Origin of the sequence: Pseudomonas baltica (genome assembly GCF_014235765.1) — a bacterium.
Classification (GTDB): Bacteria; Pseudomonadota; Gammaproteobacteria; order Pseudomonadales; family Pseudomonadaceae; genus Aquipseudomonas; species Aquipseudomonas baltica.
Window position 1 is genome coordinate 60,760 of record NZ_JACMYH010000008.1, and the last position, 17,205, is coordinate 77,964.

Annotated in this window: 15 protein-coding genes; all 15 read left to right on the forward strand. The window is 63.2% G+C overall.

Translation table 11 applies throughout. The features are described 5' to 3' along the window. Positions 1-17 precede the first annotated feature (17 nt). The 15 genes from H7993_RS19170 to H7993_RS19240 all read left to right on the forward strand — a co-directional run bounded on the left by H7993_RS19170 (position 18) and on the right by H7993_RS19240 (position 17,156). Positions 18-1,133: a DegT/DnrJ/EryC1/StrS family aminotransferase gene (locus tag H7993_RS19170; RefSeq protein ID WP_185795342.1), complete on the forward strand. Its 1,116-nt coding sequence runs from the start codon at positions 18-20 to the stop codon at positions 1,131-1,133. A 46-nt stretch (positions 1,134-1,179) separates the two neighbouring features. Then, entirely contained in the window at positions 1,180-2,712 is a 1,533-nt protein-coding gene (locus tag H7993_RS19175; protein WP_185795343.1) for a lipopolysaccharide biosynthesis protein, read from the forward strand. Further along, positions 2,709-3,635 (forward strand): glycosyltransferase family 2 protein, encoded by a 927-nt coding sequence (locus tag H7993_RS19180; RefSeq protein WP_185795344.1) that lies wholly within the window; start codon positions 2,709-2,711, stop codon positions 3,633-3,635. The genes H7993_RS19175 and H7993_RS19180 overlap by 4 nt, the downstream gene beginning before the upstream one ends. 7 nt (positions 3,636-3,642) lie before the next feature. Beyond that, positions 3,643-4,092, forward strand: coding sequence for a low molecular weight protein-tyrosine-phosphatase (locus H7993_RS19185; protein ID WP_185795345.1), 450 nt, complete (start codon positions 3,643-3,645; stop codon positions 4,090-4,092). Then, positions 4,089-6,305 (forward strand): polysaccharide biosynthesis tyrosine autokinase, encoded by a 2,217-nt coding sequence (locus H7993_RS19190; protein ID WP_185795346.1) that lies wholly within the window; start codon positions 4,089-4,091, stop codon positions 6,303-6,305. Before H7993_RS19185 ends, H7993_RS19190 begins: the two co-directional genes overlap by 4 nt. A gap of 26 nt (positions 6,306-6,331) precedes the next feature. After that, positions 6,332-7,117: a WbqC family protein gene (locus H7993_RS19195; protein ID WP_185795347.1), complete on the forward strand. Its 786-nt coding sequence runs from the start codon at positions 6,332-6,334 to the stop codon at positions 7,115-7,117. Continuing rightward, positions 7,114-7,626 carry a transcription/translation regulatory transformer protein RfaH gene (rfaH, locus tag H7993_RS19200; RefSeq protein ID WP_122477107.1) on the forward strand — a complete coding sequence of 171 codons (513 nt, stop codon included), beginning with the start codon at positions 7,114-7,116 and terminating at the stop codon, positions 7,624-7,626. The genes H7993_RS19195 and rfaH overlap by 4 nt, the downstream gene beginning before the upstream one ends. A gap of 39 nt (positions 7,627-7,665) precedes the next feature. After that, positions 7,666-8,670 carry a glycosyltransferase gene (locus H7993_RS19205; protein WP_185795348.1) on the forward strand — a complete coding sequence of 335 codons (1,005 nt, stop codon included), beginning with the start codon at positions 7,666-7,668 and terminating at the stop codon, positions 8,668-8,670. Then, positions 8,667-9,905: a glycosyltransferase family 4 protein gene (locus H7993_RS19210; RefSeq protein ID WP_185795349.1), complete on the forward strand. Its 1,239-nt coding sequence runs from the start codon at positions 8,667-8,669 to the stop codon at positions 9,903-9,905. The genes H7993_RS19205 and H7993_RS19210 overlap by 4 nt, the downstream gene beginning before the upstream one ends. Beyond that, a complete protein-coding gene (locus tag H7993_RS19215; protein WP_185795350.1) occupies positions 9,874-11,199 on the forward strand; it encodes a hypothetical protein in 1,326 nt (441 codons plus the stop codon). Before H7993_RS19210 ends, H7993_RS19215 begins: the two co-directional genes overlap by 32 nt. Before the next feature lie 8 nt (positions 11,200-11,207). Then, positions 11,208-12,509 carry a glycoside hydrolase family protein gene (locus H7993_RS19220; RefSeq protein WP_185795351.1) on the forward strand — a complete coding sequence of 434 codons (1,302 nt, stop codon included), beginning with the start codon at positions 11,208-11,210 and terminating at the stop codon, positions 12,507-12,509. Positions 12,510-12,624: 115 nt separating this feature from the next. Further along, the gene (locus tag H7993_RS19225; RefSeq protein WP_185795352.1) at positions 12,625-13,737 is read left to right on the forward strand and encodes a glycosyltransferase family 4 protein; all 1,113 of its coding nucleotides are present in this window, start codon (positions 12,625-12,627) and stop codon (positions 13,735-13,737) included. After that, positions 13,734-14,807, forward strand: coding sequence for an acyltransferase family protein (locus tag H7993_RS19230; RefSeq protein ID WP_122477098.1), 1,074 nt, complete (start codon positions 13,734-13,736; stop codon positions 14,805-14,807). The genes H7993_RS19225 and H7993_RS19230 overlap by 4 nt, the downstream gene beginning before the upstream one ends. Then, complete coding sequence (locus tag H7993_RS19235; RefSeq protein WP_122477096.1) at positions 14,785-15,984, forward strand: glycosyltransferase family 4 protein; 1,200 nt, start codon at positions 14,785-14,787, stop codon at positions 15,982-15,984. The genes H7993_RS19230 and H7993_RS19235 overlap by 23 nt, the downstream gene beginning before the upstream one ends. A gap of 89 nt (positions 15,985-16,073) precedes the next feature. Beyond that, positions 16,074-17,156, forward strand: a complete 1,083-nt coding sequence (locus H7993_RS19240) for a polysaccharide biosynthesis/export family protein (protein WP_122477095.1) — start codon at positions 16,074-16,076, stop codon at positions 17,154-17,156. The last annotated feature ends 49 nt before the right edge of the window (positions 17,157-17,205 follow it).

A 17,205-nucleotide genomic window follows, 5' to 3' on the forward strand; every position in this document is an offset into this window, starting at 1 on the left:
CAGCCAGGGAGCAGCAAATGATCAACGTAACCAAGTCCTATCTGGGCGACATCGACAAGTTCAAGGCCTATGTGGACCGTATCTACGAGTCCCACTGGCTGACCAACCACGGTCCGCTGTGCTGCGAGCTGGAGGAGCGCCTGAAGGATTACCTGGGCGTGCGCCACCTGATCCTGACCAACAACGGCACTCTGGCACTGCAAGTCGCCTACCGCGCCCTGGGCCTGTCCGGCAGCGCCGTGACCACGCCGTTCAGCTTCGTGGCTACCAGCAGCTCGCTGCACTGGGAAGGCATTCGCCCGGTATTCGCCGACATCGACCCGCACACCTGGAACATCGACCCCGAGCAGATTCCAGCCAGCCTGCAGCCGGACACCAGCGCCATCGTTGCCACCCACGTGTTCGGCAACCCTTGCGCGGTGGAACGCATCGAAGCGATTGCCCGCCAGTACCGCCTCAAGGTGGTGTACGACGGCGCGCACGCTTTCGCCGTGAAACAGGCCGGCCAATCGGTATTCAACTGGGGCGATGCCAGCACCCTGAGCTTTCATGCAACCAAGCTGTTCCATACCATCGAGGGTGGCGCAATCGTCACCAACGACGACGATGTGGCTGCCCGTGTGCGCAAGCTGTGCAACTTCGGCATCACCGACGTCGACAAGATCGAAGGCCTGGGCACCAACGCCAAGCTCAACGAGTTCTGCGCCGCCATGGGCCTGAGCGTGCTCGACGACATCGACAACATCCTCGAGCGCCGCGCCGAGATGGGTCATTACTACACCCAGCGCCTGGGTGGCTACCTGGACCTGCAACGTCAGGCCGACGACAGCCAGATCAACTACAGCTACTTTCCGGTGGCGTTGCAGAACGAAGCCCAGGTGCTGGCCATGCGCACCGCGCTGCAGGCCGACGGCATCAACCCACGACGTTATTTTTACCCCTCGCTCGATACCCTGGACTATCTGCAGCCACAAGCGGTCCAGTACCAGTCGCGCAGCTTGAGCGACCGTGTGCTGTGCCTGCCCATCTACCCTGGGCTGGCACGCGCCACTCAGGATCAGGTCATCGATACCCTGCTGCGCGGCCACGAGCTGCATTATCCACAACCCGTTGCATGGGCCGCCGCCGTATGAACCGCCGTAACCAAAGCCTGAAAGCGTGCAACCAGGGCAATCGTCGATGAAGAAGCTTTCGGTCATCCACAACACCGCCCTCAGCTACCTGGGCCAGGCCTATGCGCTGGTGATCGGCATCTTGATCATGCCGTTCTACCTCAGCCATCTGGGCGCCGAGGCGTACGGCCTGATTGGTTTCTACGCGGTGATGCAGGCCTGGCTGCTGCTGCTCGACGCCGGCGTCTCGCCGTCGCTGGTGCGCCAGATCGCGCATCACCAGGGCAGCAGCGACAGCGCTGCGGCCAAGCGCATCGGCGGCTGGTTGATGCGCTCCTTCGAGCTGGTGTTCCTGCCCATGGCCGTGGTGTGCGCGCTGGCCGTCTACCTGGCCAGCGACTGGATGGCCACGCACTGGCTGCAGGCCCAGGCCCTGGACCCGCGCACCATCGTCAACTGCGTGATCCTGATGGGCGTGATGGTGGGCCTGCGCCTGTTCGCCACCCTGTACAAGAGCGGCCTGCAAGGCCTGGAGATGCACGCCTGGTTGAACAACGCCAATGTGGTGATCGCCACCCTGCGCTACTTCGGCGGCCTGGTGCTGGTGACCTGGGTGTCGCAGGATGCGCAGGTGTTCTTCGAATTCCAACTGTTCGTGGCGCTGGTGGAGACGTTGATCTTCGCCGCCAAGGCCTACCGCCATCTGCCCGCGCCGACCCCTTTGAGCGGCTTCAACTGGGCGCTGGTGAAACCGATCCTGCCGTTCGCTGCCAGTGTGTCGCTGACCGCGGTGGTGTGGATCGTTCTGACCCAGCTGGACAAGGTGCTGTTGTCCAAGGTACTGCCGCTGGCCGAATACGGGTATTTCTCGCTGGTCGCGTTGCTGACCACCGGCATCATGATGATGATCAACCCGCTGGTGCAGACCCTGCTGCCACGCATGACGGTGCAGGTCGCCGAAGGCCGCGAAGGCGACGTGCATGCCCTGTACCTGGGTGCCAGCCGCTTCGTCAGCACCTTTCTGTTTCCCCTGGCGGCGATCATCGCGTTCTATGCCGAACCCTTGCTGTTCGCCTGGAGCGGCGACACGCAGGCTGCCCAGTGGGGCGCACCGATCCTGTTCTGGTACGCACTGGGCAGCGCCATCCTGGCGGTCAGCGCGTTCCAGTACCACCTGCAATACGCCTACGGCGAAATGCGCCTGCACATCTGGTACAGCGTGATTTCGGCTGCGATCAGCGTGCCGGCGATGATCATCGCGGTGTACGGCTGGGGCGCCCTGGGCGCGGCCGTGACCTGGTTCCTGTTGCGCCTGGTGTCGTTCGCACTGTGGCCGCAAGTGGTGCATCGGCGCCTGGCCCCTGGCCTGCACCGGCCCTGGCTGCACGACATCCTGCGCATCAGCCTGAGCACCGTGCTCGGCGTGCTGCTGACCCATCCGCTGTTCACGGCAATTGCCGGCGGGTCCAACAACCGCTTGGTGATCTTCGCTGCCCTGGCCTTGTGCGGCGTGTTGACGCTGACCCTGGTGGCAGCCACCTACAAACCACTGGCCCAGCGGGTTTTCCTGAAGTTGAGCAGAGCGAGCGTCGAACGATGAACCGGACCGAACAACAGATCATGCACACCTGGCCCGAGGGCCAGGAACCGCTGCTGTCGATCACGTGCCCGGCCTACAACCAGGTCGAGTACATCGAGCAGACCTTGAACAGTTTCCTGGCGCAACGCACCACGTTCGCCTTCGAGATTCTGATCAACGACGACGCTTCCACCGATGGCACCACGCAGGTGATCAGCCGCTACGCCGAGCAGTACCCGAACATCATCAAGCCGGTGTTCCACGAGCACAACCAGTACCAACTGGGCCGCTGGTGCTTCCCGGCCCTGTTCAACCGGGCGCAGGGCAAGTACATCGCCTACTGCGAGGGCGACGACTACTGGATCGATCCGCTCAAGCTGCAGAAGCAGGTGAATTTCCTCGAAGCCAACCGCGACTACGTGATGACCTACCACGACGCCATGGCCTTCGACAGCGAGGGTGACAAGGGGATCCAGCTGACCGGCAAGTACCAGGCCGATGCCACCGCCATGGACCTGCTCAAGACCCGGCCGATCTCGACGCTCACCACCTGCTTTCGCAACGTGCTGCACGAGCTGCCCCGGGAGCTGGAACAGGCACCCGTGCTGGACCTGTGCTGGTGGTCGATGCTCGGTGCCCACGGCAAGGGCAAGTACCTGGCCGACATCGCACCGGCGCGCTACCGCCTGCACCCCGGTGGGATCTTTTCCCAGCGTCCGAACCAGAACAAATTGCAGATGACCCTGCACACCTATGCGTGCCTGGCCAACTATTACTTCCGCCAGGGCGACCGGGTGCTCTACGAACACTTTCTGGTGCAGGTGTCGGGCATGTGCATCGCGGCGATCAGGCCGGTACAGAAGCTCAAGGCCGTACTGCACGTGTCGGGCAACGTCAGCCGCAACCTGCTGCGACGCCTGACGCCCGCTGCGGCGAGGGGCTGAAGACGACATGATCAACAAGGTTCTGGTGATCTGCATCGGCAACATCTGCCGCAGCCCCATGGCAGTGGCGTTGTTGCGCAAGCACGCGCCGCACCTGCAGGTCGAGTCGGCCGGATTGGCCGCATGCGTGGGCAACGACATGGACAGTCTCACCGCGCAGGTATTGGCCGATAACCAGGTGCCACAGCCGGCGCACGCTGCCACCCAGCTCACCGACGAGCTGGTGCGCTGGGCCGATCTGATTCTGGTCATGGACCAGCGCCAGTTGCGCAGCATCACCAGCAAGGCCCCGCACACGCGAGGCAAGACGTTCCTGATCGGCAAGTGGCGCGACGACTTCGAAATCGACGATCCCTATCGCCGCCCCATTGCCGCCTTTCAACGGACCTACACCGAATTGACTCGGTGTATCGAAGGCTGGTTGCCCTACCTGAGATCTGAGGATCGACAAAGATGACCGCGATGAACCGTACAAACCTGGAGTATTACAAGGACACCCAGATCGATCTCGCGACGATTCTACGGACCTTGTTCGATCACAAGAAACTGATTGTCGTGGTGGTGGCCCTGTTCACCCTGCTCGGCGGTTTCTACGCCGTAATCGCCACGCCGGTGTACCAGGCCAACGCCATGATCCAGATCGAGCCGAAAAAGGTCGGTCTGGATGCCACCCCGCAGCTCAATACCAAGCCGGCTTCGGTATCGGAAGCGGTGACCGAGATCGAACTGATCAAGTCGCGCACCGTGCTCGGCCAGGTGGTCAGCGACCTCAAGCTGGACGTGGTCGCCACGCCGCGCTACTTCCCGGCGATCGGCCGCTACATGGCCCGTGAATTCACCCCCACCGGCAGCCAGAAACTGGCCGCTCCGCTGTTCGGTCTGGATACGTTCGCCTGGGGCGGCGAGAAGATCGACGTGTTCAACCTGGACGTGCCGGCCAACCTGCTGGGCGAGCGCATGACGTTGGTCGCCGGGCCCAATGCGACTTATCGACTGGTGGACGCCGCTGGTGCGCCGCTGCTCAGCGGTCGTGTCGGCGAGATCAGCCAGGGCAACGGCATCACCCTGCAATTGGCTGAACTGACCGCCCGCCCCGGCACTGAATTCCGCCTGGTGAAGAATCGCCTGCTCAACACTTCGCTGGACTACCAGCAGCGTCTGCGCGTGGCCGAATCGGGCAAGGACTCGGGCATCGTCTACCTGAGCATCAACGACACCGACCCGGTACAGGCCAACCGCGTGCTGGATGAAGTGAGCCGCCTGTACGTACGCCAGAACGTGGAACGCAGTTCGGCCGAAGCGGCCCAGCGCCTGGACTTCCTGCGCTCGCAATTGCCGGTGGTGCGCAAGGAACTGGAAAAATCCGAAGAAGCCCTGCACGCCTTCCAGATGCGCACCAAGTCGGTGGACATCACCCTGGAAACCAAGGCCCTGCTCGACCAGATGGTGGCCTACGATGCGCAACTGTCCGAGCTGCGCCTCAAGCGCACCGACCTGGATCGCCTGTACACCCGTCAGCACCCTGCATCAGCCGCACTGAGCCAGCAGATCAGCCAGATCGAGTCGCAGAAGACCTCCCTGCAGGCACAGATCAAGGGCCTGCCCGAGACCCAGCAGGAGCTGCTGCGCCTGACCCGTGACATGCAGGTCACTACCCAGACCTACACCCTGGTACTGAACAAGAGCCAGGAGCAGGACATCATCCGCGCCGGCAACATCGGCAACGTACGGATCATCGACAAGGCCGACAGCAACATCGAAGAACCGGTCAAGCCCATGCGCGCCGTCATCGTGCTGGTGGCGATGCTGCTGGGTGCCCTGGTCGCCGTAGCGATCATCTTCATCCGCCAGGCGTTCTACCGCGGCGTGGAAAACCCGGAAGTGATCGAGAACCTGGGCATGCCGGTGTACGCCTCGCTGCCGCTGTCGCGCCAGCAGGAACGCCTGCAGAAAAAACGCGACAAGGGCGTAACCAATCGCGAATCGCGTCTGCTCAGCGTGGCCGCCCCCAGCGAGCTGGCCATCGAGTCGCTGCGCAGCCTGCGCACCAGCCTGCACTTCGCGATGATGGAAGCGCGCAACAACGTGCTGATGATCACCAGCCCCATGCCGGGCGTGGGCAAGTCGTTCGTCAGCGCCAACCTGGCGGTGATCATTGCCCAGGCCGGCAAGCGCGTATTGCTGATCGACGGCGACATGCGCAAGGGCTACCTGCACCGCGTGTTCGGCCTGCAACCCAAGCACGGCCTGTCCGATGCCCTGGCTGCACGCCTGGGCAACACCGAGGTGATCAACGCCACCGAAGTGGACAACCTGCACCTGATCGCCTGCGGTTTCGCCGCGCCGAACCCTTCCGAACTGTTGATGCATGACAACTTCAGCAAGCTGCTGCGCGAGCTGTCGCCGCACTACGACCTGGTGATCATCGACACCCCGCCGGTGATCGCCGTGACGGATGCCAGCCTGATCGGCCGCCAGGCCGGGACCACCTTGCTGGTGGCCCGCTTTGGCCAGAGTTCGGTCAAGGAGATAGAGGTCAGCAAGCGGCGCCTTGCGCAGAACGGCGTGCTGGTCAAGGGCGCGATATTCAACGGCGTGATCCGCAAGGCGTCCACCGCCGAGTACGACTGCGCCGCCTACGGCTACGACTATTCGCCGAGCAAGAAGTAATCGCCTAGCAAGGCAGGAGTCTCACGATGTCCAGAACCGTAGCAATGATGCAGCCTTACTGGTTTCCCTATTTCGGCTATTTCCAGCTGATCGCCGGCGCCGATGCCTTTGTGCTCGGCGACAGCCTGCAGTACGTACACCCCGGTTGGGTCAACCGCAACCGGCTGCTCAGCTCGGGCGCTGCAACGCTGTTCACCTTGCCGTTGAAGAAGGACCATTCGGACCTGGCGATCAATCAGCGCGAGCTCAGTGACAACGCTCCGCAGGTGCTGGACAAGCTGCTCAAGAGCATCGCCATGAGCTACTCCCGCGCGCCCTACCGCGACGAGGTGCTGGCGCTGCTCAAGCCGCTGCTGACCTACCCGGAACGCAACCTGGCGCTGTACCTGGAGTACTCGCTGCGCAAGGTCTGCGAGTACCTGCAGATCGACACACCGATCCACGTCATGTCCACCCTGCCGGTGGACCAGCGCCAGGTGCAGGACAAGCAGGACCGTGTGGTCAAGCTGGCGCGGCACTTCGATGCGCAGCGCTACCTCAACCCTATCGGCGGCACGGCCCTGTACGACGAGGAATACTTCGCTCGTCACGATCTGGAACTGCGTTTCCACCGCATGGACGAGCTTTGCTACACGCAGTTCAAGGACCCGTTCGTGGCCAACCTGTCGATCATCGACGTGCTGATGTTCAACCCGGTATCACGGATCCGCCAGTGGCTGCCCTGCTACAGCACGCTCAAGCCGAGCGCTGCGCAGGACACCGTCAAAGTGGTCACCAGCCCTTCCGCCCACGCCATCGAGATGCGCTCATGAACGACTTCGACAGCAACGCCAACTGGTACCTGATCCAGACCAAGCCGCGGCAGGAAGCCCGTGCCGAAGAACATCTGCTGCGTCAGCAATACGACTGCTTTCGCCCGTTGCGCGCCGCCCCGGTGCTGACCCGCAGCCGCCGTGTGGCCGACGAGGACTTGTTCCCCGGCTACCTGTTCATTCGCCTGGACTGCAACGACAACTGGTACCCGATCCGCTCGACCCGTGGGGTGTGCCGCATCGTTGCCTTCGGCGGCATGCCGTGCCCGGTGCCGGACAGCCTGATCGCCAGCATCCGCCAGCGCGCGCAGGCCGGTTCGGCGAACGCGGTGCGTTTCACCGAAGGCGAAGCGGTGCGTGTGCGCAACGGCGACAGTGACGTACAGGCCATTTTCCTCTGCGAGGACGGCGATGAACGCGCCGTGATCCTGCTCAACATGCTGCAGCGCGAACAGCGTATCAGCCTGCCCCGCAGCAGCCTGCAGCGGCTTACCGCGCACGCCTGCTGAGCGGCGCACAGACATACGATGCTTTAGGAGAGCTGTTCGATGAATGCCAAGACCACGCTGGTGACACTGACGTACGGCGATCGCTTGTGTTACCTGGAAGCGCTGATCGAGCGTTCGCTGGCCTCTGCACACATCGAACGGGTGGTGGTGGTGAGCAACGCGTCGCGCGCCGACCTGAACTCGCTGCGCACGCAGTGGCCAACCCAGATCACCGTGATCGAGTTGCCCAGCAACACCGGTTCGGCCAATGGCTACAAGGTCGGTATCGAAGCGGCGCTGCAACTGGGCGCCGAATACCTCTGGCTGATGGACGACGACAATGCCCCCACCCTGGGCGCGGTCGAGACGCTGCACCAGCGGCTGCACGAGTGCGAGCGCATCGTGGGCGTGGACAAGGCGGCCGTGATCGGCTTCCGCCCCAACCACCAGGCCGACATCGCCTCCGGCGTGCCGCATCGCTATGCGATCCAGCTGCGCTCCAGCTGCTTCGGTTTTCATGTCGCGCAGTTGCCCTACAAGCTCTGGCGCCGTACGCCCTGGGGCAAGCCCGCCGGGCGCAAGGCAACCAGCAAGCCGCTGGTGCAATTGCCATTCACCACCTACGGCGGCCTGCTGGCGCACCGCAGCGTGTTCCAGAAGATCGGCCTGCCGCTCGAAGACCTGCTGCTGTATGCCGACGACACCGAGTACACCTGGCGCATCACCGCCAGTGGCGGGCAGATCTTTCTGGTGACCGAAGCGCTGCTCGACGACCTGGAAGAATCGTGGAACGCCAAGGCGCGTACCAACAACATCTTCGAGAGTTTCCTGCTCGGCAACTCGGACCTGCGCGCCTACTACACCGCGCGCAACCAGGCCTGGTTCGACAAGCACGTGTGGGCCGGCTCGACCCCGCTGTACCGGCTCAATCGGTCGGTGTTTCTGCTGTTGCTGCGCTATTTCGCAAAAAGGAGCGGTTCGGACCGACGCCTGGGCTTGCTCCAGCAAGCCATGCGTGACGGGGAATCGGGTCGTCTGGGCATTCACGAATCCTACCCACTATGAAGATACTGTTCCTGAGCAGCCTGTACTCGCCGCACATCGGCGGCGGTGCCGAAATCGTCCTGCAGCGCACCGTCGAGGGCATGCACCAGCGTGGCCACGAAGTGTGCGTGCTGAGCACCGGTCCCGATGCGGGCCTCAAGCATGAATACGTGAAAGGCGTGAAGGTCTATCGCGCCGGGCTGCTCAACACCTACTGGCACTTCAGCGAACAGCGCCCCGGCGCGCTGGCCCGGCTGGGCTGGCATCTACGAGACAAGTACAACATGGGCATGCGCACCTACCTGCGCGAAGTGCTGGCGGCCGAAAAAGTCGACCTGGTGGTGTGCCACAACCTCAGTGGCTGGTCGGTGTCGGCGTGGGATGAGATCTCCGCATCCGGCGTGCCGCTGGTGCAGGTGCTGCACGACATGTACCTGATGTGCCCGAGCAGCAACATGTTCAAGAAGAACGCCGCCTGCAAGACGCCGTGCACCCTGTGCAAGCACTTCCGCCAGGGCCATGCCGAGCGCTCGGCCCAGGTTGACGCAGTGGTTGGGGTCAGCCAGCACCTGCTGGGCAAGCTCACCGACGCGCGTTTCTTCCGCAATGCTTCGCAACAGGTGATCTACAACGCCAGCCCGAAAATCGACCATGCGCCATCGCGTTTCGCCCGCCTGGATCAGGCCGAGCCGCTGCGTTTCGGCTACCTGGGCACGCTGTCCGAACCCAAGGGCCTGCGCTGGTTGATCGATCAGTTCAAGCGGTTGCCGTTCAACGCCACCTTGCAGATCGCCGGGCGCGGGCAACTGGACTACGAGCAATTGCTCAAGCAGGAAGCCGGCGGCGAGAACATCCACTTCGTCGGTTACCAGTCGCCGGAAACCTTCTATCGGCAGATCGACGTGGCCATCGTGCCGTCGATCTGGAACGAGCCGTTCGGCCTGGTGGCGGTAGAAGCCTGCGCCCACTCGGTGCCGGTGATCGCCAGTGCCCGCGGCGGCTTGCCGGAGATCATCCAGGACGGCGTCAACGGCCTGCTGTGCAACCCCGACGAGCCGCAGACCCTGGGCCTGGCGATGCTGCAGTTGTACCGCGATCCCGAACTGCGCGAACGCCTGGCCGCCCAGGCACGTGACAGCGTCGAGCATCTGCTCGACCAGGAACGGATGCTCGACAGTTACCAACAGCTGTTCCTCGATGTTCTGCAAAGAAGAAATGTCCATCATGAAATCAGCCCTGTCACTCAGTCACTTTGAGGCGCCGGCAGCGCGACTTGCGGTGAACAAGTCGACGCTGGTGGTCTGGACCGCGATCGGCCTGCTGCTGGCCGAAACGTTTTCCGGCGCCTTGCGCTATTACTTCGACCAGGCCGGCATCTCGGCCCTGCTGTACTTGCCCAAAGTGCTGTGTGTGGTGCTGTTCGCGTTGGAACTGACCAGCTTCAAGGCGCACCGCCTGTTTTGGATAATGCTGCTGGGGCTGGTGCTGTCGGCCGGCCTTGGCCTGCTGCACGGCGCAGCGTTGGCCAACCCGCTGTTCAGCATCTTCGTGTACATCCCGCTGCTGTTCGGCCTGGTCTGCGGCGAGCATCTGGAGCAGCGCCGCGTGTTGCTGGGCTGGGCGGTCGGCCTGTGCCTGGCAGCGACCATCACCGGCGTGTACGTGGACAGCATGTTCTCGGTGCCGTGGAAGGGCTACAGCTACAACTTGGGCGACCAGGAGCTGACCGGCAACATGACCTGGGCAGCGGACGGCGTCGACCGGCCTGCGGGCTTCGCCCGGATGTCGACCACTGCGGCAACGCTGACCGCGATCTTCACCCTGTACCTGAGCGCTTTCATGCGCTCCAGGGTGTTGATGCTGGGCCTGCTGGCGCTGGCCTTCGCGACCATTCTGGTGACCACCAACAAATCGACCGCCGCGGCGTTCCTGGTGACCCTGCTGGTGATGCCGCTGTACAACCAGCGCCTGCTCTGCCGCGTGTTGTTCGCGGTGCTGGTCGGTATCGGCGCCGCGCTGCCGCTGATCGGTTTGTGGACACCGCTGGACCCGAGCCTGGCCGCCAGTGGCGCCGAAGGCAGCCTGGTATCGCTGTACGACCGCATGATCAACACCTGGCCGCGCCTGGCCGATGAAGTGTTGCGCCGCGACTGGAACTGGACCGGCGGCGGCTTCGGCATGGTCGGCAGTGCGGTGAACATGTTTCCGGTGGACAACGTCAAGTACCCGGCCGTCGCCGACAGCCTGTTCATGTACCTGTGGGCCTGTTTCGGCCTCATGGGCCCGGTGCTGTATGCGCTGCTGCTGCCGCTGCTGATGACGCTGCGCAGCAAAAACAGCTGGATGGGCCGCGGGCTGCTGAGCATTTCCCTGTGCGTGGTGGTAGTGGGCTGGACGACCGATGTGCTCGAAGTGCCGGTCTGCGGACTTTTCCTGGGCATGGCCGTGGCCCATGCCATGCGCCGCAAGGCCATGCCCAGCCATTGGCTGATTACCGAACGACGTCGCAGCAACCGTGATGATTACCCCGATGGCCTCCAACTGACATGAACCTTTCTATGCCCAGATTGCTGCAACGTTTGGTTTGGTTACTGCTGGGGTTGTTCACCCACGGGCATGCCAAGGCCGCCGACAATTTCATCGTGGGTGTGGGTACCCACCTGCTCCACTCGACCGGGCCGGTGGCACGGCCGACCTTGCTCATGAAGGAAGCCGGCATCGTATCGGCACGCGATGACCTGTTCTGGTCCACGGTGGAGCTGGAGCCCAAGCGCTTGAATTTCCCACTGGGCTGGCAGCGTTATCTGCAGGCCCTGCGTGACCGCCAGATCGGCAACATGCTGATCCTGGGCTACGGCAACCAATGGTATGAACGCGACGCCAAGCCACGCAGCCCGTTCGTGCGCGATGCCTTCGCCAACTACGTGAACTTCGTCAGCCGACGCTTGCGCGGCCAGGTGGACTTCTACGAGATCTGGAACGAATGGGACCTGGAAGACCCGACCAGTGACGCCTTCAGCCGCGACTATGCCGCGCTGATCAAGGAAACCAGCGAACTGTTGCGCAGCAACGATCCGAACGTGCGCCTGATAGCCGGTGCAGTCACTACCCAGGGCTTGCAGGAAGGTTTCGCCGACCGCCTGGTGGAGGCCGGGGTCATGGATGATCTGGATGGTTTGTCGCTGCATCCGTACGTGCACTGCCGCAAGGACCATGGCGGCAACACGCCGGAAAGCTGGATCAAATGGCTCAGCGACATCTCCACTCGGCTCGACGCCCTGGCCCGGCGCCCGGTGCCCTTGTACCTCACGGAAATGAGCTGGCCCAGCGCCGACGAACCGTGCGGGGTCAGTGAAACCACCCAGGCGGCGTACCTGGCGCGCGGGTTCTTCCTGGCCCGCATCCATCCGGCCATCCAGGGCATGTGGTGGTACGACCTGTACAACGACGGGCGCGACCCCAAGGAGCGCGAGCACAACTTCGGCCTGCTGGACAACGATCTCAACCCCAAGCCGGCGTACACCACGCTCAAGGCCATTGCACCGTACCTGTCGCAATACAGCTACGACCCCAGGCACAGCGTGATCAGCGACTCCCTGTACCAGTTGCGCTTCGCCAAGGGCGACGAGCAGGTGCTGGTGATCTGGGCCGTGGGCCAATCGCGGCAGGTCAGGATCGAGTCGAGTGCATTGCTCAAGGGCGGTGCGCGCCTGGTCGACACCCGCCAGGCCGGCGTGGGCATGCGCGAAAGCGAGAACCCGTGGGATTGCGGTGAGCACTACTGCACCACCGTGATAACCGCCTCCGAGTTTCCCAAGATCATCAGCCTGGGCAAGGCCAATTGGTTGTTCACGCAGTAGAAAACGCGATGCCCGCGGCAGTGGGCCTCAACCGCAGCGCATCGTGCGCCGCCATCGACCGCGCCTGTTGGACGCGGCACTACCTCTAGCAAGCGCGTGAGCCAAGGATGTTCCGATGATTGTCATCAATGCACGTTTTCTGACCCAGGAGCTACGCGGGGTGCAACGGTTCGCCGAGCAGACCTGCCTGGCGCTCAAGCGTCAACGTGACGACCTGGTGTTCGTCACCCCGCCGGGCGTGCGCATGCACGAAACCGCTCGGCTGCTGGATGCTCAGGTCGTGGGCACTCGTACCGGTCACCTGTGGGAACAACTCGACCTGCCGCGCTACCTGCGCAGCCAGGGCAATCCATTGCTGCTGTCGCTGTGCGCCACGGCGCCGCTGTTCTATGGCAACCAGATCGCCACGCACCACGACATCACCTACGTACGTCACCCACAAAGCTACACCTGGCAATTCCGCACGGCCTATCGCCTGATGACGCCCCTGCTGCTCAAGCGCTTGAAGACCTTGATCACGGTCAGCCAGTTTTCCAAGCGCGAGATCGGCGAGTTCTACAACTTTGCGGCGCAGAAGATTCTCGTGGTGCCGAATGCCGTGGGTGAAGAGTTTCAGCCCGGCGAACCGCTGCAAGCCGGCGGCCCGCGTTATCTGTTGGCGGTGTCTTCGCCCAGCGCGCACAAGAATTTCAGCCGCATGATCCAGGCGTTCCTGCAGCTCAAGGGTTTCGACCAGGTGGAGTTGCGCATCGTCGGCGGCGGCGGTGCAGTGTTCTCCGACCCCGATCTGGAAGCCTTGGCCAAGCGCGATGCTCGGGTGCGCTTTCTCGGGCGCTTGAGCGACGCCGAGTTGATCGAGCAGTACCAGGGCGCAGCGGCCTTCGTGTTTCCTTCGCTGTATGAAGGCTTCGGCATTCCGCCACTCGAAGCGCAGGCCTGTGGCTGCCCGGTGCTGGCGGCCAATGCCGCCTCGATCCCCGAGGTGCTGCAGTCCAGTGCCTTGTACTTCGACCCGCTGGATGTCGAGCACATCAGCCGGGCCATGGCCCTGGCGTTGAACAGCCTGACCATTCGCCAGCATTTACGCACCCTGGGTCTGCAGAACGTGGCGCGGTTCAGCTGGGATGCTTCGGCACGGCTGATCAGCGATCGCATCGACAGTGTCCAGGTACGGCGTCCACGCGGTGCCACCCTGAACCAGCCGTCCAGCGGCAAGGAGCACTCATGACTCGCCTGGGGTATCTGGATGCCTTGCGCGGTATCGCCGCCTTGCTGGTGGTGGTCTGTCACCTGTGGCAGCCATTGCTGGGCCCCGGTGCGCTGCCGTACTTCTGGCTGGACATCGGCAAGCTTGGCGTCATCTGGTTCTTCCTGCTCAGCGGCGTGGTGATTCCGTTCAGCCTGCAACCGGGGCCGGGCGGCGCACGGCGCTTCATCGTCTCGCGGGTGCTGCGCCTGTACCCGGCCTACTGGCTGTCGCTGGCGCTGTACATCAGCATGCTGGCGCTGACCGGCGAAACCCTGCCGAGCTGGCAGCAGGTGGTCGCCAACCTGACCATGCTGCAGGCCGCCATGGGCGTCGAAGACGTGATGGGGCTGTACTGGACGCTGTTCATCGAGTGGCTGTTCTACGCCCTGTGCCTGGGCCTGATGCTGATCGGCCGACTGCGCAGCACCGGCTTTCGCGCCGCCTGCTCGCTGGCCCTGCTGGCCGCCGCAGTGGGCATGGGCCTGATGCGCATGCTGCTCGAACGCAAGCTGCCGGTGGCGCTGCCGTTGGGGCTGTCGCTGATGCTGTTCGGTTCGATCTGGCGCGACTGCCTGCTGGGCCAGGCCGATGCCCAGGTGCGCCGCTGCGTGAAGGGCCTGCTGCTGGCCTATGCCGTGGCTCTGCCGCCGACTTTCTTCGCCGCCTACGGCTTCGATGCCGGCAATGGCGAGTACTGGTTCCGCTACTGCTTCACCTATCTGTTGGCCATCAGCAGCTTCATGTTGCTGACCCAGCGCATCCGCCTGCATCAACCGTTGTTGCTGTGGCTGGGCACCATCAGTTACTCGCTGTACCTGCTGCATCCGAGCATGGAGCTGTTGTGCCGTTACCTGCTGGGCGTTCCCGGTCGTTCGTTGTCGGTGACATTGCTTGCCACCGCGCTGTCGTTGTTGGCTGCGCACGTGAGCTATCGCTTCGTCGAACTGCCTTTCATCAAGTTGAGCAAACGACTCAACGCCCGTGCTCGTCCGAGCGCGCCCCTCATTCCCGAACTGCAGGTGCCCTATGAAAATAGCAATCGTCCATGATTGGCTCGTCACCTATGCCGGTGCCGAAAAGGTGCTGGCTTCGATGCTCAAGATCTGGCCCGACGCGGACCTGTTCTCGGTCATCGACTTTCTCAGTGACGAAGACCGCAAGCACCTGGGGGGCAAGCGCGCCACCACGACCTTCATCCAGCGCCTGCCCAAGGCCCGCACGCGCTACCAGAAATACCTGCCGCTGATGCCCATGGCGATCGAGCAACTGGACCTGTCCGGCTACGACCTGATCCTGTCGAGCAGCCACGCGGTGGCCAAGGGTGTGCTCACCGGGCCCAACCAGTTGCACATCAGCTACGTGCATTCGCCCATCCGCTATGCCTGGGACCTGCAGCACCAGTACCTGCGCGAAGCCAATCTGTTGGCCGGCCTGAAGAGCAAGGTGGCGCGGATGATCCTGCACTACATGCGCATGTGGGACCAGCGCACCGCCGCCGGTGTCGACGAGTTCATCAGCAACTCGCAGTTCATTGGTCGACGCATCGACAAGGCCTATCGCCGTCCATCGACGGTGATCTACCCACCGGTGGACACCACCGGTTTCAACCTGCAGACCGAGAAGCAGGATTTCTATCTGACCGCCCAGCGCATGGTGCCGTACAAGAAAGTGCCAATGATGGTGGAAGCGTTCAGCGCCATGCCCGACAAACGCCTGATCGTCATCGGCGACGGCCCGGAAATGGAAAAGTGCCGCGCCGTGTGCGGCCCCAACGTCACGCTGATGGGCTATCAGTCGTTCGAGGTATTGCGCGAGCACATGCAGAACGCCCGAGGCTTCGTCTTTGCCGCCGAAGAGGATTTCGGCATCAGCCCGGTCGAGGCCCAGGCCTGCGGTACGCCGGTGATTGCCTTCGGCCGTGGCGGCACCCTCGAAACCGTACGCGGGCTCAACGACGACAACCCCACCGGTGTGTTCTATTACCAGCAGACAGTGGCTGCCTTGACGGCCGCCATCGAAACGTTCGAAAGCCAGGCGTCGCGCTTCAATGCGCGCACCTGCCGCGAGAATGCCCTGCAGTTCGCGGAAAAGCGTTTCGAACGGGAAATGCGCCAGTTCGTCGAGCAGCGCTGGAACGAAGCACGCCTGGGTGACGCCTTCGACTGCAACCCGGTATTGGGCCTGGCCGACACCGGCCTGCTGCTCGCGGCGGCCCAGAAGCTCTAGGCCGCGCAGGAACATGTTGTACCGCCACACCGCTGTTCTGAACCTCCCAAATACCGTGCGAGAAGTCTGATTCTCCAAGGAAGATTGCAATGAAACGAACTGTATTCGTAGTCGCGTTGTTCGCCGTGCTGCTGCAAGGATGTGTGTTTTCCCCAGGGCAACACATGACGCCCGAGGATGCCGCCGACGACATCGGCACAACCGGACCGGTAACGGTCCTGCCGATCAACGCGCAGACGGTCGCGCAGCATCAGAGCCTGTACCGGCCCGAACCGGTACCGGCAGCGCTGTATGGCTACACGCCGGGCGACTACCGCATCGGCGCCGGCGACGGTCTGCAGATCACGGTCTGGGACCACGTCGAGCTGAATTCGCCAACCAACCAGGAGCCACGCGCCCAGGGCACGCAGATCGTGCGCAACGACGGTACCGTGTACTACCCGTTCATCAACTCCATCCAGGCCGAGGGCAAGACGGTCAGCGAACTGCGCAATGACTTGCAGCGCGCCCTGTCGCGCTTCCTGACCGACACCCAGGTGGACGTCAACGTGCAGAACTACGCCAGCCAGCGCGTGGTGTTTTCCGGTTCGTTCAAGAACGCCGGCCCGCAGGTTCTGAACAACGTGCCGCTGTCGCTGATCGAAGCGGTCAGCCGCGCCGGTGGCGACGATGGCAGCGGCAACCTGGCCGGGCTGATCCTCAAGCGCGACGGGCACGAGTACCTGCTGGATATCGACACCCTGAACCGCAAGGACTCCAAGCTCAACGGCATCTACCTGAAAAACGGCGACCAGCTGCACCTGGGCAACAACCGGGCGAACAAGGTCTACGTGCTCGGCGAAGTCAATTCGCCCCAGGTGATGACCTACGGCACCAGCACCTTCACCCTGCTCGAAGCGCTGGGCAATGCCGGTGGCCTGTCCCAGGAAACCGCCAACGCCGAGGCCATCTACGTGATCCGTGGCGCCCAGGACCGCTCCAAGCAACCGGCCACGGTGTTCTACCTCAACGCCAAGAAGCCGACCGCCTTCCTGCTCGCCCGCCAGTTCGACCTGCAGGCCTCGGACGTGGTCTTCGTCGGTCCTTCGGACATCACCCGCTGGAACCGTTTCATCAGCCAGTTGCTGCCGTCGGCCACCGTGGTTGCTACCGGTAATGCACTGGGCCAGTGATCTGACCATAGAAGCGCCACTGAACGCTTTGGCAAGCGCTTGACTCCAA